Origin of the sequence: Paralimibaculum aggregatum, assembly GCF_030270585.1 — a bacterium.
GTDB classification, from domain to species: Bacteria; Pseudomonadota; Alphaproteobacteria; order Rhodobacterales; family Rhodobacteraceae; genus Thermohalobaculum; species Thermohalobaculum aggregatum.
The window spans coordinates 37,531-55,228 of sequence record NZ_BSYI01000035.1 but is presented as its reverse complement, the minus strand read 5'-3'; the positions used below and the strand labels follow the sequence as shown (position 1 = coordinate 55,228).

The following is a 17,698-nucleotide window of genomic DNA, read 5'->3' as shown; positions in this document are numbered from 1 at the left end:
CCCGGCGTCCCGGCACGCCGCCCCGGCTGGGCCGCGCCGGCCCGGCGGCGGCAGGCGCACGCCGCCGCTAGCGATGGTTGCGGGCCACCATCGCTCCCATTTCCGACCTGTGCTTGGAGAGCGTCGCGATCATCTCGGTGCTCAGCTTCATGGTGGTCTGGATCTCGGCCAGCACGCGCATGATCTCGTCGAACTGCCGCGCCTGCTTCTGCGCATCGCGCTCGGCCAGCGCGGCGCCGAGGCGCCTGACCAGGGCGCGGTTGCTCCGGGCCGCGGCATCGAGCCGCGACTGCCGCTTCCGCGCCGCCTTGAGGAGATCCAGGACGGTCCTGGGAACTGTGTCGGAACTGCCCATCGGACGACTCGCTGACAGGGATGGCGGATCATAGCGCCGCCGCCCGCGGCGGAAAAGCCGGATCAGCGCTGGCTCGGATGCCAGAACGTCACCGCCCGCTCGATCGCCGCGACCAGCCCGAAGAACACCGAGCCGGCCACCGCCGCCACCGCGATCTCGGCCCAGACGGTGTCGAGCGCCAGCCGGCCGATCTCGGTCGAGATGCGGAAGCCGATGCCCTGGGTCGGGGTGCCGAAGAACTCCGCCACGATCGCCCCGATCAGCGCCAGCGTGGTGCAGAGCTTGAGCCCGCCGAAGACGAAGGGCGCCGCCGCCGGCAGCCGCAGGCGGAAGAGCGTCTGCCAGTAGCTCGCGCCATAGGTCGCCATCAGGTCGAGATGCAGCCGGTCGGCCGCCTTCAGCCCCTGCATGGTGTTGACCAGCACCGGGAAGAACACCATCGCCACCACCACCGCCGCCTTCGACTGCCAGTCGAAGCCGAACCACATCACCATGATCGGCGCGATGCCGACGATCGGCAGCGCCGCGGCGAGGGTGCCGAGCGGCAGCAGCCCGCGCTGCAGGAACGGCGAGCGGTCGACCGCCAGCGCCACCAGGAAGGCGGCGCCGCAGCCCATGGCATAGCCCGGCAGCACCGAGCGGATCACCGTCTGCACGAAATCCGCCCAGAGCATCTCCGGCCGCGCCGCGATCGCCGCGGCGATCGCCGAGGGCGCCGGCAGGATCACCGCCGGCACCCCGAGCCCGCGCACCAGCCCCTCCCAGAGCAGCAGCAGCGCCAGCCCGAACAGCCCCGGCACCAGCACCCGCACCCAGCGCCCGTGCCGCCGCGAGAGCCGGATGTTGAGCCACCAGAGCCCGAGCCAGAGCCCGACGGCGCCGCCCGCGATCAGCCCGCCCATGCCCGGCCTCCCATCGCCTTCAGCACCAGCCGCTCGATCAGCCCGATCAGCCCGACCAGCACCGCCGCGCAGCAGGCGGCGCCGATCAGCGCCGACCAGATGATCAGCACCTGCCCGTAATAGCTGCCGTTCAGCATGCGCGCGCCGAAGCCGCCCTGCGAGCCGGTCGGCAGCTCGCCGATGATCGCGCCGACCAGGGCGATCGAGATCGCCACCTTCAGCGCCGGGAACAGGTAGGGCAGCGCCGCCGGCAGCCGCAGCTTCCAGAACACCTGCGCCGGGCTGGCGTTCCATGTCGCCATCAGGTCGAGCGCCATGCGGTCCGGCGCGCGCAGCCCCTTGGCCATCGCCACCACCACCGGGAAGAACGAGAGATAGGCCGAGATCGCCGCCTTGGCGAGCAGCCCCTGCACCCCGAGATTGTACAGCACCACGATGATCATCGGCGCCACCGCGAGGATCGGCACGGTCTGGCTGGCGATCACCCAGGGCATCACCGAGAGCCCCATCGCCCGGTTGTGCACGATGCCGATCGCCAGCAGCATGCCGAGCCCGACCCCGAGCGCGAAACCGACCAGCGTCGCCGAGAGGGTGATCGAGGCATGGTAGACCAGGCTGCGCTTCGAGGTGATGCGCTTTTCCGCCGTGGTCTCCCAGATCTCCGCCGCCACCTGATGCGGCGCCGGCAGCACCGGGCGGTCCTGGTGCATGGTGTTGGCGACCAGCTCGGCGAGGCCGATCTCGGTGCCGGCGCGGGCCGCCTGGTCGCGCTCCCAGGGCGCGTTCAGCAGCACCGCCCCGGCATACCAGAGCGCCACCACCGCGGCGAGCACCGCGAGCACCGGCAGCGCCGTGCGGCTCAGCCAGCTCATGACGGCGCCCCCGGATGGCTGCCCCAGAGGAACAGCACGTCCGGCAGCCCCTCCTCGTTCTCGCCCTCGGTGCGCCAGGCCTCGCGGAACCCCTCGCGGGCATAGAAGCGGCGGGCCCCGGCATTGGCCGCGAAGGCCCAGAGCCGCAGCCGGTCCGGCCGCGCCGCCTTGGCCCGGCCCAGCAGCGCCGCGCCGATGCCGCGGCCGCGATGCGCCGCGGCGACATAGAGCGCGGTGACCTTGGCCTCCGCCAGGTCGAGCGCGAGGAAGCCGGCGACCGCCCCCGCCACTTCGGCGACGAAGACGCTCTGCTGCGTCAGCACGCGCTCGCGGTAGTGGCGCAGCACCGCCTCCGCGGGATGCACCCGCACCATCCAGGGGGTGGCGTCGATCCAGGCATTGAGGATCGCGGCGCAGGCCGCGGCGTCGCCGGGGCGGGCGGCACGGATCCGGGCTGCGGCGAGGGCGGCGGTCATCGCGGGCCCTCCTCGAGGTCGGAGCGCGGCTGCATGGTCTCGTCGAGCATCCGGCCCCAGAACACCAGCGCGGCGATCACCAGCCAGACCGGCCCGGTGAGCGCCGCCACGCCGATCGCCGTCGGCGCGATGCCGACCAGCGCCAGCGCGAAGCCGATGCCGAGCGCCCAGAGCCAGAGCCGCAGGCAGGTCTCCAGCGCCCCGGCGAGGCGGCGGGCCGGGCGGCCAAGGGGGGCGCGGCCCGGGCGCGCGTGCTCCTGCCGGGCCGCCCTGGCGGCCACGCGGCGGTTCTCCGGCTCAGTCGTCATAGCTGTGCCCCGCGCGCAGCCCCTCGCGCACCCGCCGCGCCACCTCGAGGAATTCCGGCGTCTCGCGGATCTCCAGCGGGCGCTCGCGGCCGAGCGGGCTCTCGATCACGTCGGCGATGCGGCCGGGCCGCGGCGACATCACCACGATCCGGGTCGAGAGGAACACCGCCTCCGGGATCGAGTGGGTGACGAAGCACACCGTCTTGCCGGTGCGCGCCCAGAGCTCCAGCAGCGCCTCGTTGAGATGGTCGCGGACGATCTCGTCGAGCGCGCCGAAGGGCTCGTCCATCAGCAGCAGATCGGCATCGAAGGAGAGCGCCCGGGCGATCGAGGCGCGCGACTGCATGCCGCCCGAGAGCTGCCAGGGATATTTCCGGGCGAAGCCGTCGAGCCCGACCAGCGCCAGCACCTCGCCGGTGCGCGCCATGCGCTCGGGCTTCGGCACCCCCATGATCTCCAGCGGCAGCCGGATGTTGCCGCCGATGGTGCGCCAGGGCAGCAGCGCCGGGGCCTGGAAGACATAGCCGTAGGCGCGCGCCCGGCGCGCCGCGTCCGGCGTCAGCCCGTTGACCTCGAGGCTGCCGCCGGTCGGGTGCTCGAGCCCGGCGATGCAGCGCAGGAAGGTGGTCTTGCCGCAGCCCGAGGGGCCGATGAAGCTGACGAAATCGCCGCGCGCGATCGAGAGGTCGACGCCCTTCAGCGCCTCGACCGGGCCGTCGCCGGTCTCGAAGGTCAGCGAGAGCCCGCGCGCCTCGACCGCGGTTGACAGCGCCGCGGCGCCGGGGGCCAACTGGCCGGAGACGGGACCGGCGCCGCTCATCGGGCACCCGCCGCGGCGGCGCGGCCTCGCGAAAGGATCGGACATGAGCGCATCGGACACCCCCTCAGGCAAACCTGTCTGCCACAGGATACGCCCCGCCAACACCTATTCCGGCAAGCAGGGCTTCGACTATTTCGAGGGCATCGCCCGCGAGACCACCGGCGCGGCAGCGATCTGCATGCATCTGCTGACCATCCCGCCCGGCAGGCGTGCCCGCGCGCATCTGCACGAGAGCCACGAGACCGCGGTCTACACCATCTCCGGCGAGGTCGTCATGTGGTGGGGCGAGCGGCTCGAGCACCGCATGGACACCCGCGCCGGCGACCTGGTCTACATCCCCGCCGGGATGCCGCACCTGCCGGCCAACCTCTCCGGCGCCGAGGCGGTCGCGGTGATCGCGCGCACCGACCCGCACGAGCAGGAGAGCGTCGTGCTGCGCCCCGATCTCGAGGGGCTGGTGCCGGAGCTCGCGGGCATCGAGGCCGGCTGAGGCCGCCGCGGCGCTCACGAAGGGCCGGCCGGCCGGCCGCCGGGCTCCGCCGCCCCGGGCGCCACCGGGCCGAAGAACATCTGCATGATGCGCGCCCGCCCGACCTGCCCGACCAGCTCGCCGAAGGCGGTGTAGAGGAAGAACAGGATCAGCAGCCAGAGCTGGATCGCGAAGAACCGCGACCACTCGAAATGCGCGACATGCTCGGCCACGCCGGCGGAGAAGCCGTATTCCCCGGTGGCCGCCGAGAGCAGCTTCTCGAGCAGCCGGAAGGCGAAGGTGACGGCGACATAGAGCAGCGTCTTCCAGAGCGCGTTCCAGATCAGCGGATACTGCGGATAGCGGTTGAAGAAGGGCAGCCGGTCGGCCACCAGCACCGCCTTGCCGCAGACCATGCCCGCCAGGGTGGCGCCGGCATGGGCGCCGAGGCTGGCCTCGCGGCCCTCGGCGAGCAGCGCCACGGTGAGCGCGATCACGTTGAAGCAGATGATGAAGAAGATCGTCGGCGGCAGCATGTGCTTGAACTCGCTGACGAAGAAGTCCTTGGCCTGGCTCGCCTGCATTCCGGCTCTCCCCCTTTTGCGCGGCGCCTCGCGGCGCGCCTGCCCATCTATCCCCCGGCGCGGCGGTCCCTGTCCATCGCTTCGACGGCCAGCTTCGCGGTGCGCAGGTCGGTGCCGTAATGGCTGCGGTAGAGCTTGACCGCATGGATCTTGCGCCCGGCAGCCATCAGCGCCGCGATCTCGGCCTCGACCGCGCCGGCGGAGCCGCCCGGCGCCGCGGCGAGCCCGGCCCGGGCCCGCGCCTCGGCCATCGCGGCGGCCGGCGGCAGCTCCACCGCGCCGCGCCGGCGCCCGGCGCCGAGGCCGCGGGTGTCGGCCTCCGGATGCGGGCGCAGGGTATAGCGCTCGGCCCGGTCGATCGCCTCCGCCGCCGGAAAGCCCGCCGCCTCCAGCAGCGCCGCCGCGGCGGCAACGTCGCGCGCCGCGATCAGCTCGTTGAGCCGGGCGTTGCGCTCGGCACCGAGCCGGTCGAGCGCGACCTCGTAGCTCAGGCTGCCGGGGCTGCGGTGCTGCCGGTCGGCGCGCCAGTGCCGGCGCCTGCGGATCAGCCGCCAGCCCTCCGGGTCGAGCCGCCGCTGCCGGCTGCGCCGCCGCCGGAGCGTGACCAGCACGCCGAGCGCGACGATGCCGAGCGCGAGGAGAGGGATCAGCGGCTCCATCGCTCAGGCCCTGCCGAGCCAGGCCAAGCGGTCGAGCGCCTCGGCGGCCAGCGCCGCGACCAGCTCGCGCGCCGGCAGCTCCCGCGCCAGCGCCGCCGCCTGGCCATACTGGTGCGCCGCGTAATCCGCGCCGCCGGCGGCGCGCAGCGGGCCGGAGAGCGCGTATTGCGTGGGGAACGGCAGGCAGGCCGGCGCCCCGGCCGCCAGCGCGCGCAGCCCCGGCCCGGCGGCGATCCGGTTGGACCGGCCCGAGACCGCGGCGGTGACGATGGTGTCGCTGTCGGTCGCCGCCGCCAGCCGGGCGCGGCGGGGCGCATCGGTCGCCGCCTCCGGGCAGCGCAGGAAGGCGGTGCCGAGCTGCACCCCCGCCGCGCCCAGCGCGAAGGCCGCGGCGATGCCGCGCCCGTCGGCGATGCCGCCCGCCGCCACCACCGGCAGCGTCACCGCATCGGCGATCTGCGGCACCAGCGCGAGGGTGCCGACCCCGCCATCCGCCGCCGTGGGCGCATGGGCGCCGCGATGCCCGCCGGCCTCGAAGCCCTGGGCGACGACGAAATCGCAGCCCGCCTCCTCCACCGCGCGGGCCTCCGCCGTGGTGGTGGCGGTGGCACCGAGCCGGATGCCGGCCGCCTTCAGCGCCGCGACCGCGTCCCGGTCCGGCAGGCCGAAATGGAAGCTCGCCACCCGCGGCCGCACCGCGAGCAGCAGCGCGAGCTCGGCCGCGCCGAAACCGTCGCCGGTGGCGGCGAGCCCCTCTGCCGGGAGCGCCTCCGGCGGCGCGCCGAGCCCGAGCGCGGCATAGGCCGGCGCCGCCGCCGCCCGCGCCGCATCGGGGCGGCCCGGCCCCTCCACCGCCGCCCGGTTGGCGAAGAAGTTGAGATTGACCGCCCGGTTGGTGAGCCGCGCGGCGGCGGCGATGTCCCCGGCGCGCCGCTCCGCCGACTTGAAGGCCATGCCCATCGAGCCCAGGGCGCCGGCGTCGGAGACCGCCGCCGCCAGCGCCGGCGAACAGGAATGCGTCATCGGCGCCTGCACGATCGGGTGCTCGACACCGACGAGATCCGCAAAGCGCCGGTCCGGCCAGCCCATGGGGCGCTCCCTCAGATGATGCCGCGCCGCACCGCGCGTGCGGACCCGGCCCGATCTTCGCCGCCGCCCGCCCGGATGTCGAGCCCGCGGAAGCCCGTCGCCGCGCTGCTCCCGGCGGCGGGAACGCGGCCCGCTTTGCCGCCCTGCGCCAGACGCACGGCGCGGAGGCCCGCCCCGTGGCCCGCCCCGTCGCCGGCAGCCGGCCCCCGCGAGGCGCCGGGCCCTGAAGCGGCCCGGCCCGCGGTCTCGCGGGTCGCGCCGGTTGCGCCGCCCGGATCGCCCGGATCGCACCGGCGCGCCGCCCCGGGCCTCATCCCGGACGCCGCGATCCGCACGCGGCCCGGGGGCCACCCGGTGCGCGCGCCGCCCCGCCTCCGCGCCCGCCCCGGCCCGGCGCCGCGGCGGGCAGCCGGCGATGCCGGGCCGCGTGCCTTACCGGGCAGCCCGAGGCAGGCCCCGCGCCCGCCGATGCCGGCCAGGGCGCGCCCTCACACCCCCGAGGGGATGTTCTGCGGGTCGCGCGGCCCGGCGCCGCGGCGGGCGGCCGGCGATGCCGGGCCGCGGGCCTCGCCGGGCAGCCCGAAGCAGGCCCCGCGCCCGCCGATGCCGGCCAGGGCGCGCCCTCACACCCCCGAGGGGATGTTCTGCGGGTCGCGCGGCCCGGCGCCGCGGCGGGCAGCTGGCGATGCCGGGCCGCGGGCCTCGCCGGGCAGCCCGAGGCAGGGCCTGCGCCCGGCGATGCCGGCCAGGGCAGGCCCTCACACCGCCGAGGGGATGTTCTGCGGGTCGCGCGGCCCGGCGCCGCGGCGGCCGGCCGGCTATGCCGGGCCGCGGGCCTCGCCGGGCAACCCGGGGCATGCCCCGCGCCCGTCGATGCCGGCCAGGGCAGGCGCTCACACCCCCCAGGGGATGTTCTGCGGGTCGCGCGGCCCGGCGCCGCGGCGGGCAGCCGGCGATGCCGGGCCGCGGGCCTCGCCGGGCAGCCCGAGGCAGGCCCTGCGCCCGCCGATGCCGGCCAGGGCGCGCCCTCACACCCCCGAGGGATGTTCTTCGGGTCGCGCGGACCGACGCCTCGCCGGGCAACCCGGGGCATGCCCCGCGCCCGTCGATGCCGGCCAGGGCAGGCGCTCACACCCCCCAGGGGATGTTCTGCGGGTCGCGCGGCCCGGCGCCGCGGCGGGCAACCCGAGGCAGGCCCTGCGCCCGCCGATGCCGGCCAGGGCGCGCGCTCACACCCCCGAGGGGATGTTCTGCGGGTCGCGCTCGATCCTGCGCGGGCTGTTGAGCGACTTCCAGGCCGAGAGCGCCTTGTGCGCCGAGGGGAAGGCCGGCCGCGGGATGAAGCGGCCGCGCCCCGGCTGCGGCTGGCTGTTCTGGCCATGCGCCCAGACCACGTCGCCGCGCGAGAGGGTGTAGCGCGGCTGCGCGCTGACCTCGATGCCCTCGAACACGTTGTAGTCGATGATGCTCTTCTGCGTCGCCGCGGTGATGGTCTTGGAGAGCTTCGGGTCCCAGACCACGAGATCGGCATCGGCGCCCTCGACGATGGCGCCCTTGCGCGGATAGACGTTGAGGATCTTGGCGATGTTGGTCGAGGTGACGGCGACGAACTCCTCCGGGGTCAGCCGCCCGCTCTCCACCCCCTTCGACCAGAGCACGGCGAGCCGGTCCTCGAGCCCGCCGGTGCCGTTGGGGATGCTCGGGAAGCCCTTCAGCCCCATCCGCTTCTGCTCGGTGGTGAAGGCGGCATGGTCGGTCGCCACCACCTGCAGCGAGCCCGCCGCGAGCCCGGCCCAGAGGCTGTCCTGGTGGCCGCGGTCGCGGAACGGCGGCGACATCACCCGGCGCGCCGCGTGCTCCCAGTCGGCGTGGAAATACTCGCGCTCGTCGAGCACCAGGTGCTGGATCAGCGGCTCGCCATAGACCCGCATGCCCTTCTGCCGGGCGCGCCGGATCGCCTCATGCGCCTGCTCGCAGGAGACATGCACGATGTAGAGCGGCACGCCGGCGGCATCGGCGATCATGATCGCGCGGTTGGCGGCCTCGCCCTCGACCTCCGGCGGGCGCGAATAGGCATGCCCCTCCGGCCCGGTGGTGCCGGCGGCCATGTACTTCTCCTGCAGCGCCGCCACCAGGTCGCCGTTCTCGGCATGCACCAGCGGCAGCGCGCCGAGCTCGGCGCAGCGCTGGAAGGAGGCGAACATCTCGTCGTCCTCCACCATCAGCGCGCCCTTGTAGGCCATGAAATGCTTGAAGGTGTTGACCCCGCGCTTCACCACCTCGGGCATCTCGGCATGGATCTGCTCGGACCAGCCGGTGATCGCCATGTGGTAGCCGAGATCGACCGAGATCTGCGGCAGCGCGCGGCCGTTCCAGTCCTCGATGGCGTTGAGCAGGCTGCCATCCGGCCCCGGCAGCACGAAATCCACCAGCATGGTGGTGCCGCCGGCGGCGGCGGCGAAGGTGCCGGAGGTGAAGGTCTCCGCCGCGCGGGTGCCCATGAAGGGCATCTCGAGATGGGTATGCGGGTCGATGCCGCCGGGGATGACATAGGCCTCGGAGGCGTCGATCACCTCGTCGCCCGAGAGGTTCTCGCCGATCGCCCTGATGGTCTCGCCCTCGATCAGGACATCGGCCTTCCAGCTCCGGTCGGCGGTCACGATGGTCCCGCCCTTGATCACCTTGGTCATTGCTCTGGCTCCTTGCTCAGCGCCCTAAAGCCCTAGAACTGAACGCAATTCGTTGAGTTCCCGATCGTGTTGCAGGTGGCGAAGCCCGGCGCTCTCTGAGCGGCGCCACGTGGTGGAAAACCGGCCGGCCGGCCGTCGGAGGGGCCGCAGGCAAACGTCATCCCGTACCAGGTCACCGGGCCGGGCAGGACATCGGCGAGGAGCCCGCCGGCATGGCTGGCGCTTCCGGGCACCTGATGGCTGCCGCCGCCGCAGGTCCGGGACGCCGCCGCGCAGCAGGCATCGGGCGCGCGGCTGCGCCTCACCCTGTTCGGCGGTGCGCCGCCCGGCCCGGCGACGCTGCTCACGCCGGTGACGCTGCTCGCGCCGGGGGGCGGCGGCGAGCACGCCGCGAGACAGGTCAGGCTTGCGATGGCCAGGCGCCGCTTCATGCTCTCCTCCCTGGGCCGGTCTCGGCCCGCTCCCGGGCGCGGCCGCGGATCACGGGCGGCGCCCGGTCGCATCGCGCTCCGCCCTCATGCGGTGTTCCCGCGAACCTCCCGGCCGAACCCCGTCCTTCCGTACATTTCCGGCCGGCGCGGCGGGGCGGCGCGAACCTTGTTCCGGCCGGTTCGCGCGAACCCCGGTTCCGCCGAAAGCGAACCGCTCACGCGGCGATCCCGGCGGTTTCCAGCACCGCGCGGAACAGCACGTTGGCGCCCTTCTCGGCCCAGTCCGGGGTGATCTCCTCGGCCTCGTTGTGGCTCAGCCCGTCGACGCAGGGGCACATCACCATGGCGGTCGGCGCGACGCGGTTGATCCAGCAGGCGTCGTGGCCGGCGCCGCTGACGATGTCGCGGTGCGAATAGCCCATCGCCTCGGCCGCCCGGCGCACCGCGCCGACGCAGCCCTCGTCGAAGGCCGGCGGATCGAAGCTGCCGACCACGCGGCTCTCGAAGCCGAGCCCGAGGCCCGCGGCCAGCTTCGGCGCCTCGTCGGCGAAGCGCGCCACCATGCCCTCGAGCACGTCGATCAGGTGGCTGCGGAAATCCACCGTGAACACCACGCGGCCCGGGATGATGTTGCGCGAGTTGGGATAGACGTCGACATGGCCGATCGCGCCGACCGCGTCGGGCTGCCGGCTCATGGCGATTTCGTGAACAAGTTCAGTGATCTGCGCGAGGCCGCGGCCGGCATTGAGGCGCATCGGCATCGGCGTCGAGCCGGTATGGCTCTCCTTGCCGGTGACGGTCACCTCGATCCAGCGCAGGCCCTGGCCATGGGTGACCACGCCGATATCCACACCCTCGGCCTCGAGGATCGGGCCCTGCTCGATATGCAGCTCGAAGAAGGCGTGCATCCTGCGGGCGCCGACCTCCTCCTCGCCCTGCCAGCCGATCCGGGCCAGCTCGTCGCCGAAGCGCTTGCCCTCGGCATCCTCGAGGGCATAGGCCCAGTCGAGCTCGTGCACCCCGGCGAAGACGCCGGAGGCCAGCATCGGCGGCGCGAAGCGGGTGCCCTCCTCGTTGGTCCAGTTGGTCACGACGATCGGATGGCGGGTCTTCACCCCGGCCTCGTTCAGCGTGCGGATGATCTCCAGCCCGCCGAGCACGCCGAGCACGCCGTCGTATTTGCCGCCCGTCGGCTGGGTGTCGAGATGGCTGCCGACATAGACCGGAAGCGCCGCCGGATCGGTGCCGGGCCGGGCCGCAAACATCGTGCCCATGCGATCGACCCCGATCTCCAACCCCTCGGATTCGCACCATTTTCTGAACAGCGCGCGGCCTTCGGCATCGGCGTCGGTGAGGGTCTGGCGGTTGTTGCCGCCGGCGATTCCCGGGCCGATCCTGGCCATCTGCATCAGGCTGTCCCACAGCCGTTCGCCATTGATCTTCAGATTGTCGCCTGTGGCCATGGCTGTCTCCTGCGCTCCGGGGGGTGGGGTCTTCCCGACGCTAGCCGCCGCGGCCTCGCGGTCAAGGACTAATCGCCGGCGCCGGCGCGGCCCCGGCCGCGGGCATTTTCCCTTTGATCTGGCGCGGCGCATTGGGCAGGCTGACAGGCTCCGAGCCACTCGTGCCAGGGACCATGTCGCGCCGATGACCGCCAGCCAGACAGCCAAGCCCGCCGAAACCGCCGCCGCCAGCCATCCCGACAGCTCGGGCGCCGCCCGCACCCCCGGGATCGCGCCGGGGCGCCTGCCGCCGGAGCGCCTGGCCGGCAACTTCGCCGACCTGCACCCGCCGCTCTCGGCGCATGAGGCGCTGGTCGCCGCCGACCGCTGCTATTTCTGCCACGACGCGCCCTGCGTCACCGCCTGCCCGACCGGCATCGACATCCCGATGTTCATCCGCCAGATCGCCGCCGAGCGCCCGGTGGAGGCGGCGCGGACGATCTTCGAGGCCAACATCCTCGGCGGCATCTGCGCCCGGGTCTGCCCCACCGAGACGCTCTGCGAGGAGGCCTGCGTGCGCGAGACCGCCGAGGGCAAGCCGGTGGAGATCGGCCGCCTGCAGCGCTTCGCCACCGATGCGCAGATGGCCACCGGGGCGCATCCCTTCGCCCGCGCCGCCGAGACCGGCCGGCGCATCGCGGTGGTCGGCGCCGGGCCGGCGGGGCTCGCCGCGGCGCACCGGCTGGCGATGCTCGGGCATGGCGTGACCGTCTACGACGCCCGCGAGAAGCCCGGCGGGCTCAACGAGTACGGCATCGCCGCCTACAAGGCGGTGGGCGGCTTCGCCGGCCGCGAGGTCGACTGGCTGCTCGGCATCGGCGGCATCACGATCCGGCACGGCCGGCTCGGGGCGGAGCTGACGCTGGACGCGCTGGCGGCCGGGCATGACGCGGTGCTGCTGGCGATGGGGCTCGCCGGGGTCAACGCGCTCGGCGCCGCCGGCGAGGAGCTGCCCGGCGCGCGCCCCGCCACCGCGTTCATCGCCGAGCTGCGCCAGGCGGCCGATCTCTCGGCGCTGCCGGTGGGGCGCAACGTGGTGGTGGTCGGCGGCGGCATGACCGCGATCGACGCCGCGGTGCAGTCGAAGCTGCTCGGCGCGGAGACCGTGACCATCGTCTACCGCCGCGGGCGCGGCTCGATGCCGGCCTCGCGGGTCGAGCAGGACCATGCGGCGGCGGCCGGCGTCGCCTTCCGCTTCTGGGCGCGGCCGGTGGCGGCGCTCGGCGAGGGCGCGCTGCGCGAGGTCGAGTTCGAGTACACCCGCGCCGGCGACGCCGGGCTCGAGGGCACCGGGGAGACCTTCCGGCTGCCCGCCGACCAGCTCTTCACCGCGATCGGCCAGGTGCTCGAGGGCGCGCCCGAGGGCATCGCGCTGGAGCGCGGCAAGATCGCGGTGGATGCCGAGGGCCGGAGCTCGCGCCCCGGCGTCTGGGCGGCGGGCGACTGCGCGGCGGGGGGCGACGACCTCACCGTCACCGCGGTCGCCGAGGGGCGCGACGCCGCGATGTCGATCCATCGCAGCCTGACGGGGGACTGACCGGCGCCCGATGCGGCCGCACCGGGGCCGAACCGGGGCGCCCGCCGGGGCCGTGCCCGGGCCGCACCGGGGCCGCACCGGGGGATCCAGGGAGGATCGCCGATGACCGAGATCGAGGAGACCGTCGCCCGCCATTACGGCGCCTCCGGCCTGCTGGCGCGGATCGAGGCCGGGCTGGCCGCCGCCGGGGCCGACCCCGCGGCGCCGACGCCGGAGGACCTGAAGCCGGTCGACGAGTTCCACATCGGCGGCGCCGAGGCGACGCGCGCGGTGCTCGGCGGGCTCGACATCGCCGCCGGCGCGGAGGCGCTCGACATCGGCTGCGGCATCGGCGGCACCGCGCGCCATCTGGCCGGCCGGCACGGCTGCCGGGTGCTGGGGGTCGACCTGACGCCGGAATTCGTCGCCACCGCGGCGGCGCTGACCCGGCGGGTCGGGCTCGACGCGGCCTGCCGCTTCGCGGTCGGCAGCGCGCGCGCCCTGCCGGCGGCGGATGCCAGCCATGATCTCGCGCTGCTGTTCCATGTCGGCATGAACGTGCCGGACAAGCCCGGGCTCTTCGCCGAGGCGGCGCGGGTGCTGCGCCCGGGCGGGCGCTTCGCGGTCTATGACGTGATGGCCGTCGGCGCCGGGCAGATCGCCTATCCGGTGCCCTGGGCCGCCGCGGCCGAGAGCAGCTTCATCGCGGCGCCGGAGGCCTACCGCGCCGCCGCCGCCGCCGCCGGGCTCGCCCTCGAGGCCGAGCACGACCGGCGCGACGACGCGCTCGACTTCTTCGCCCGGCTGCGCACCCGGATCGCCGAGACCGGGCCGCCGCCGCTCGGCATCCATCTGCTGATGGGCGAGACCGCCGGGCAGAAGATCGCCAACATGATCGCCAATATCGAGGCCGGGCGGATCGCGCCGGTCGAGATGCTGTTCCGCAAGCCCTGAGGAGAGGGAGAGATGGCACCGATCGCCGCGACTGCCGGATGGAGGCTCGGAGGGGCGCTTGCCGCGGCGCTGGTCGCCGGCGCCGCCGCCGCCGCCGGCCCGAGCGCCGGCGAGGTGACGCGGGCCAAGGCGGCGCTGGCGCGGCTCTGCGCCGGGCAGCCGGGGGTCTGCGAGGAGATGGCCCGCAGCGTGCCGGAGAGCGCCCCCTGCCACCGCGACAACAGCTGCCTGATGGACGCGATCGACCGCACCCGCACGATCTGCCGCCGGATGCCCGAGAGCACCCCCTGCGCGCAGCTCACCGACATGGTGCGCCAGCTCGCCGCGATGAACCCCGATGCCGGGGCCGGGGCGGGCGGCCTGCCGGCGCCCGAGGCGCTGCCCCCGGCGCCGGCGCTCGACAGCCCGGGCCGGCGCCTGCGCCCGCCCGGCAGCAGCGCCGGCCAGAGCGCCGGCCAGAGCACCGGGCAACGCGCCGGAGAGAGCCCCGGAACCGCCGGCGGCGGCGGGCGCTGGCTGAAGCCGCCGGGCTGAGCCCGCCCGACCCGACCGCCCCGCGCCGGGCCCCCGCCCGGCCGGACCTGACCGCAGCGTTCATGCGAAGGAGCCGAGAGATGGCCGATATCCGCAGCGACTTCATCGGGATCCGCAGCCCCAACCCGTTCTGGCTCGCCTCCGCCCCGCCCACCGACAAGGCCTACAACGTGGAGCGCGCCTTCCGCGCCGGCTGGGGCGGGGTGGTCTGGAAGACCCTCGGGCTCGACCCGCATATCGTCAACGTCAACGGCCCGCGCTACGGCGTCGTCTATGGCGCCGACCGCCGCGTGCTCGGGATGAACAACATCGAGCTGATCACCGACCGGCCGCTGGCGGTGAACCTCGCCGAGATCAAGCAGGTCAAGCGCGACTGGCCGGACCGCGCCATGGTGGTATCGCTGATGGTGCCCTGCGACGAGGAGAGCTGGCGCGGCATCCTCGCCGAGGTCGAGGACACCGGCGCCGACGGGGTCGAGCTCAACTTCGGCTGCCCGCACGGGATGAGCGAGCGCGGCATGGGCTCCGCCGTCGGCCAGGTGCCGGACTATATCGAGATGGTCACGCGCTGGTGCAAGGCGAACACCCGGATGCCGGTGATCGTCAAGCTGACCCCGAACATCACCGATATCCGCTACCCGGCGCGGGCGGCGAAGAAGGGCGGCGCCGATGCGGTGAGCCTGATCAACACCGTCTCCTCGATCACCAGCGTCGATCTCGACAGCTTCAGCCCGGAGCCGAGCATCGACGGCAAGGGCTCGCATGGCGGCTATTGCGGCCCGGCGGTGAAGCCGATCGCGCTCAACATGGTGGCCGAGATCGCCCGCGACCCGGACTGCGCCGGGCTGCCGATCTCCGGCATCGGCGGCATCACAACCTGGCGCGACGCGGCCGAGTTCATGGCGCTCGGCGCCGGCAACGTGCAGGTCTGCACCGCGGCGATGACCTATGGCTTCCGGGTGGTGCAGGAGATGGCCGCCGGGCTCGAGGCCTGGATGGCGGAGAAGGGCCATGCCGATCTCGCCGCGATCACCGGCCGCGCGGTGCCCAACGTGACCGACTGGCAGCACCTCAACCTCAACTTCGTGACCAAGGCGCGCATCGACCAGGAGGCCTGCATCAAGTGCGGGCGCTGCTTTGCCGCCTGCGAGGACACCAGCCACCAGGCGATCGCGATCAAGCCGGGCCGGGTGTTCGAGGTGATCGACGAGGAATGCGTCGCCTGCAATCTCTGCGTCAATGTCTGCCCGGTGGAGAACTGCATCACCATGGAGCGGCTGGCCCCCGGCGCCACCGATCCGCGCACCGGGCGCACGGTGCCGGCGGAGCATGGCGACTGGACCACGCATCCCAACAATCCCGGCCGGGTGGCGGCGGAATGAGGGCGGGGCGCGGCGGCGGACGCCGCGCCGTTCCATTGCGGCGATGGAGAGGGGCTGGGTCGCGCGCGGCGCGGCCCGGCTCACATCATCGAGTAGGCCCCGAGCATGGTGAGCACGATCAACCCATAGACAAGAGCCAGCCCGTGCCAGGTCGAAGCCTGCAGGCGGTGTTCCCGGATCCACTGGTCGCGGTTCATGGCACGCTCCTATGCTGCGACTCTCCAGTCGCCTCCTGCGGTGGCCGATCTCGCCCTTGTCATGCCGGCACGGAGGCGCCGGCCCGGGGTTGATGTCGATGGTCCGCATGTAGCAGCTGGGCGCCCGCGATCAAGCAAAAGGCGCATGAATCGCCCTGCGCCCGGTGCATACCACCCGGGCGAAAAACGCATGACGCGCGCAGGGAATTCTCAACCTGCCGCCGCCATGCGGGGGCGCCTGGGCGCCGGTGCCGGGGCAGCGGAGGGCGCGGCGGGAGGTCCCGCCGCGCGGCGGGCGCTACTTATCGGCCGCCTCGCCGATATTGTCCACCCCCCGCTCCTCGAGCAGCGTGGTGAGCCAGTTCGGGTCCATCTCCGGCACCGAGGAGAGCAGCAGGTCGGTATAGGGGTGGTGCGGCGGGGTGAACATCACGTCCTTCGGCCCCTGCTCCACCACCTTGCCCTGCTTCATCACCACCACCTCGTCGGCGATCGAGCGCACCGTGGCGAGATCGTGGGTGATGAACATGTAGGCGAGGTTGAGCTCCTTCTGCAGCCGGTCGAGCAGCTTGAGGATGCCCTCCGCCACCAGCTGGTCGAGGGCGCTGGTCACCTCGTCGCAGATGATGAAGGTCGGCTCCGCCGCCAGCGCCCGGGCGATGCCGATGCGCTGCTTCTGCCCGCCCGAGAGCTCCGGCGGATAGCGGTGGAAATACTTCGCCGGCTCGAGCTCGATCAGGTCGAGCAGCTCGTCGATCCGGCTCTTCAGCGCGGCGCCCTTCAGCCCGCCGTAGAACTGCGCCGGGCGGCCGATGATCTCGTGGATCTGCACCTTGGGGTTCAGCGCCGTGTCGGCCATCTGGTAGATCATCTGGGCCTGGCGGAGCTGGTCCTTGGTGCGGCTGCGATAGTTCGGCGGCAGCTCCTCGCCCTTGAACAGCACGCGGCCCGTGGTCGGCGGCAGCAGCCCGGTGATGACCCGCGCCGTGGTCGACTTGCCGGAGCCGGACTCGCCCACCACCGCCACGGTCATGCCGGAATAGACGTCGAAGGAGACGTCGTCGAGCACCTTCACCGGGCCATAGGCGGCATCGACGTTCTGCACCGAGACCACCGGCTCCTCGCTGGTCGGGCGCGGCTTCTGCGGCCGCTTGAAGCTGCGCACCGCCCAGAGGCTCTTGGTGTACTCCTCCTTGGGGTTCTCCAGCATCTCGGCGGTGGGCGCCTCCTCCACCTCGTTGCCCTTGAGCAGCACCTTGATGGTGTCGGCCATCTGCGCCACCACCGCGAGGTCGTGGGTGATGTAGATCGCCGCCGTGTTGAACTGGTCGACGATGTCGCGGATCGCCGCCAGCACCTCGATCTGGGTGGTGACGTCGAGCGCCGTGGTCGGCTCGTCGAAGATGATGAGATCCGGCCGGCAGGCCATCGCCATCGCCGTCATCGCGCGCTGCAGCTGCCCGCCCGAGACCTGGTGCGGATAGCGGAAGCCGATCTCGCGCGGGTTGGGAAGGCGCAGGCGCTCATAGAGCTCCATCGCGTCTTCCTGCGCCTCCATCCGCTTCCTGATGCGGTAATACACCGGCGCCTCGGTGTGCTGGTCGATCAGCTTGTGCGCCGGGTTGAACGAGGCGGCGGCCGACTGCGCCACATAGGCGATGCGGTTGCCGCGCAGCGCCCGCAGGTCCTCCTCCGCGGTGGTGGTGAGCTCGAGCCCGTCGAACTCCACCGAGCCGCCGGAGATCCGGCAGCCATCCCGCGCGAAGCCCATGGCGGCGAGCCCGATGGTCGACTTGCCGGCGCCGCTCTCGCCGATCAGCCCCATCACCTCGCCGCGGCGGAGCGTGAGATCGACGCCGTGGACGATCTCGATCCACTTCTCGTCGGAATAGCCCTCGATCCTGAGGTCGCGGATCTTGAGCAGGATTTCCTTCTTCTCCGTCATCGCAATCACTCCT

At 73.4% G+C, this 17,698-nt stretch carries 18 protein-coding genes; 5 read left to right on the top strand and 13 right to left on the bottom strand.

Annotated elements, in window-relative coordinates; all coding sequences use genetic code 11:
* Positions 1–67 precede the first annotated feature (67 nt).
* The 6 genes from QSJ97_RS18175 to QSJ97_RS18150 form a co-directional block, all read right to left on the bottom strand.
* The gene (locus QSJ97_RS18175) at positions 68–355 is read right to left on the bottom strand and encodes a hypothetical protein (protein WP_285673477.1); all 288 of its coding nucleotides are present in this window, start codon (positions 353–355) and stop codon (positions 68–70) included.
* 62 nt (positions 356–417) lie between these two features.
* A complete protein-coding gene (locus tag QSJ97_RS18170) occupies positions 418–1,257 on the bottom strand; it encodes an ABC transporter permease (RefSeq protein WP_285673476.1) in 840 nt (279 codons plus the stop codon).
* The gene (locus QSJ97_RS18165) at positions 1,245–2,129 is read right to left on the bottom strand and encodes an ABC transporter permease (protein ID WP_285673475.1); all 885 of its coding nucleotides are present in this window, start codon (positions 2,127–2,129) and stop codon (positions 1,245–1,247) included. The genes QSJ97_RS18170 and QSJ97_RS18165 overlap by 13 nt, the downstream gene beginning before the upstream one ends.
* Positions 2,126–2,605, bottom strand: a complete 480-nt coding sequence (locus QSJ97_RS18160) for a GNAT family N-acetyltransferase (protein ID WP_285673474.1) — start codon at positions 2,603–2,605, stop codon at positions 2,126–2,128. The genes QSJ97_RS18165 and QSJ97_RS18160 overlap by 4 nt, the downstream gene beginning before the upstream one ends.
* Positions 2,602–2,886, bottom strand: a complete 285-nt coding sequence (locus QSJ97_RS18155) for a hypothetical protein (protein WP_285673473.1) — start codon at positions 2,884–2,886, stop codon at positions 2,602–2,604. Before QSJ97_RS18155 ends, QSJ97_RS18160 begins: the two co-directional genes overlap by 4 nt.
* A 16-nt stretch (positions 2,887–2,902) precedes the next feature.
* Positions 2,903–3,733 (bottom strand): ABC transporter ATP-binding protein, encoded by an 831-nt coding sequence (locus tag QSJ97_RS18150; RefSeq protein ID WP_285673472.1) that lies wholly within the window; start codon positions 3,731–3,733, stop codon positions 2,903–2,905.
* A gap of 43 nt (positions 3,734–3,776) precedes the next feature.
* Between QSJ97_RS18150 and QSJ97_RS18145 the strand changes: the two genes are divergently transcribed.
* Positions 3,777–4,223: a cupin domain-containing protein gene (locus QSJ97_RS18145; protein WP_285673470.1), complete on the top strand. Its 447-nt coding sequence runs from the start codon at positions 3,777–3,779 to the stop codon at positions 4,221–4,223.
* A gap of 14 nt (positions 4,224–4,237) precedes the next feature.
* Here the strand turns inward: QSJ97_RS18145 and QSJ97_RS18140 are convergent, their stop codons facing one another.
* From QSJ97_RS18140 to QSJ97_RS18115, 6 genes are all read right to left on the bottom strand, one after another.
* On the bottom strand, positions 4,238–4,786 hold the full coding sequence (locus QSJ97_RS18140; protein ID WP_285673469.1) for a hypothetical protein: 549 nt from the start codon (positions 4,784–4,786) through the stop codon (positions 4,238–4,240).
* A gap of 47 nt (positions 4,787–4,833) precedes the next feature.
* Positions 4,834–5,445, bottom strand: coding sequence for a hypothetical protein (locus QSJ97_RS18135; RefSeq protein WP_285673468.1), 612 nt, complete (start codon positions 5,443–5,445; stop codon positions 4,834–4,836).
* Between the two features lie 3 nt (positions 5,446–5,448).
* Positions 5,449–6,534: a nitronate monooxygenase gene (locus tag QSJ97_RS18130; RefSeq protein ID WP_285673467.1), complete on the bottom strand. Its 1,086-nt coding sequence runs from the start codon at positions 6,532–6,534 to the stop codon at positions 5,449–5,451.
* Positions 6,535–7,763: 1,229 nt separating this feature from the next.
* On the bottom strand, positions 7,764–9,224 hold the full coding sequence (hydA, locus tag QSJ97_RS18125; protein ID WP_285673465.1) for a dihydropyrimidinase: 1,461 nt from the start codon (positions 9,222–9,224) through the stop codon (positions 7,764–7,766).
* Positions 9,225–9,256: 32 nt separating this feature from the next.
* Positions 9,257–9,655 carry a hypothetical protein gene (locus QSJ97_RS18120; RefSeq protein WP_285673464.1) on the bottom strand — a complete coding sequence of 133 codons (399 nt, stop codon included), beginning with the start codon at positions 9,653–9,655 and terminating at the stop codon, positions 9,257–9,259.
* Between the two features lie 215 nt (positions 9,656–9,870).
* The gene (locus tag QSJ97_RS18115; protein ID WP_285673463.1) at positions 9,871–11,118 is read right to left on the bottom strand and encodes a Zn-dependent hydrolase; all 1,248 of its coding nucleotides are present in this window, start codon (positions 11,116–11,118) and stop codon (positions 9,871–9,873) included.
* Positions 11,119–11,302: 184 nt separating this feature from the next.
* Between QSJ97_RS18115 and QSJ97_RS18110 the strand changes: the two genes are divergently transcribed.
* From QSJ97_RS18110 to preA, 4 genes are all read left to right on the top strand, one after another.
* Complete coding sequence (locus QSJ97_RS18110; protein ID WP_285673462.1) at positions 11,303–12,694, top strand: NAD(P)-dependent oxidoreductase; 1,392 nt, start codon at positions 11,303–11,305, stop codon at positions 12,692–12,694.
* 102 nt (positions 12,695–12,796) lie between these two features.
* A complete protein-coding gene (locus QSJ97_RS18105; RefSeq protein ID WP_285673461.1) occupies positions 12,797–13,627 on the top strand; it encodes a class I SAM-dependent methyltransferase in 831 nt (276 codons plus the stop codon).
* Between the two features lie 12 nt (positions 13,628–13,639).
* A complete protein-coding gene (locus tag QSJ97_RS18100; RefSeq protein ID WP_285673460.1) occupies positions 13,640–14,161 on the top strand; it encodes a hypothetical protein in 522 nt (173 codons plus the stop codon).
* Between the two features lie 80 nt (positions 14,162–14,241).
* Positions 14,242–15,543 (top strand): NAD-dependent dihydropyrimidine dehydrogenase subunit PreA, encoded by a 1,302-nt coding sequence (gene preA, locus QSJ97_RS18095; protein ID WP_285673459.1) that lies wholly within the window; start codon positions 14,242–14,244, stop codon positions 15,541–15,543.
* A 495-nt stretch (positions 15,544–16,038) separates the two neighbouring features.
* On the opposite strand, the gene QSJ97_RS18090 is transcribed toward preA, so the two are convergent.
* Positions 16,039–17,685: an ABC transporter ATP-binding protein gene (locus tag QSJ97_RS18090; protein ID WP_285673458.1), complete on the bottom strand. Its 1,647-nt coding sequence runs from the start codon at positions 17,683–17,685 to the stop codon at positions 16,039–16,041.
* Between the last annotated feature and the right edge of the window lie 13 nt (positions 17,686–17,698).

Bases quoted from the DNA above. Each gene is read 5' to 3' on its own strand.
- QSJ97_RS18150 (WP_285673472.1), bottom strand. From the start codon at position 3,733: ATGAGCGGCGCCGGTCCCGTCTCCGGCCAGTTGGCCCCCGGCGCCGCG.
- QSJ97_RS18115 (WP_285673463.1), bottom strand. From the start codon at position 11,118: ATGGCCACAGGCGACAATCTGAAGATCAATGGCGAACGGCTGTGGGAC.
- QSJ97_RS18135 (WP_285673468.1), bottom strand. From the start codon at position 5,445: ATGGAGCCGCTGATCCCTCTCCTCGCGCTCGGCATCGTCGCGCTCGGC.
- hydA (WP_285673465.1), bottom strand. From the start codon at position 9,224: ATGACCAAGGTGATCAAGGGCGGGACCATCGTGACCGCCGACCGGAGC.
- QSJ97_RS18100 (WP_285673460.1), top strand. From the start codon at position 13,640: ATGGCACCGATCGCCGCGACTGCCGGATGGAGGCTCGGAGGGGCGCTT.
- QSJ97_RS18140 (WP_285673469.1), bottom strand. From the start codon at position 4,786: ATGCAGGCGAGCCAGGCCAAGGACTTCTTCGTCAGCGAGTTCAAGCAC.
- QSJ97_RS18130 (WP_285673467.1), bottom strand. From the start codon at position 6,534: ATGGGCTGGCCGGACCGGCGCTTTGCGGATCTCGTCGGTGTCGAGCAC.
- QSJ97_RS18120 (WP_285673464.1), bottom strand. From the start codon at position 9,655: ATGAAGCGGCGCCTGGCCATCGCAAGCCTGACCTGTCTCGCGGCGTGC.
- QSJ97_RS18165 (WP_285673475.1), bottom strand. From the start codon at position 2,129: ATGAGCTGGCTGAGCCGCACGGCGCTGCCGGTGCTCGCGGTGCTCGCC.
- QSJ97_RS18105 (WP_285673461.1), top strand. From the start codon at position 12,797: ATGACCGAGATCGAGGAGACCGTCGCCCGCCATTACGGCGCCTCCGGC.
- QSJ97_RS18090 (WP_285673458.1), bottom strand. From the start codon at position 17,685: ATGACGGAGAAGAAGGAAATCCTGCTCAAGATCCGCGACCTCAGGATC.
- QSJ97_RS18110 (WP_285673462.1), top strand. From the start codon at position 11,303: ATGACCGCCAGCCAGACAGCCAAGCCCGCCGAAACCGCCGCCGCCAGC.
- preA (WP_285673459.1), top strand. From the start codon at position 14,242: ATGGCCGATATCCGCAGCGACTTCATCGGGATCCGCAGCCCCAACCCG.
- QSJ97_RS18170 (WP_285673476.1), bottom strand. From the start codon at position 1,257: ATGGGCGGGCTGATCGCGGGCGGCGCCGTCGGGCTCTGGCTCGGGCTC.
- QSJ97_RS18145 (WP_285673470.1), top strand. From the start codon at position 3,777: ATGAGCGCATCGGACACCCCCTCAGGCAAACCTGTCTGCCACAGGATA.
- QSJ97_RS18160 (WP_285673474.1), bottom strand. From the start codon at position 2,605: ATGACCGCCGCCCTCGCCGCAGCCCGGATCCGTGCCGCCCGCCCCGGC.
- QSJ97_RS18175 (WP_285673477.1), bottom strand. From the start codon at position 355: ATGGGCAGTTCCGACACAGTTCCCAGGACCGTCCTGGATCTCCTCAAG.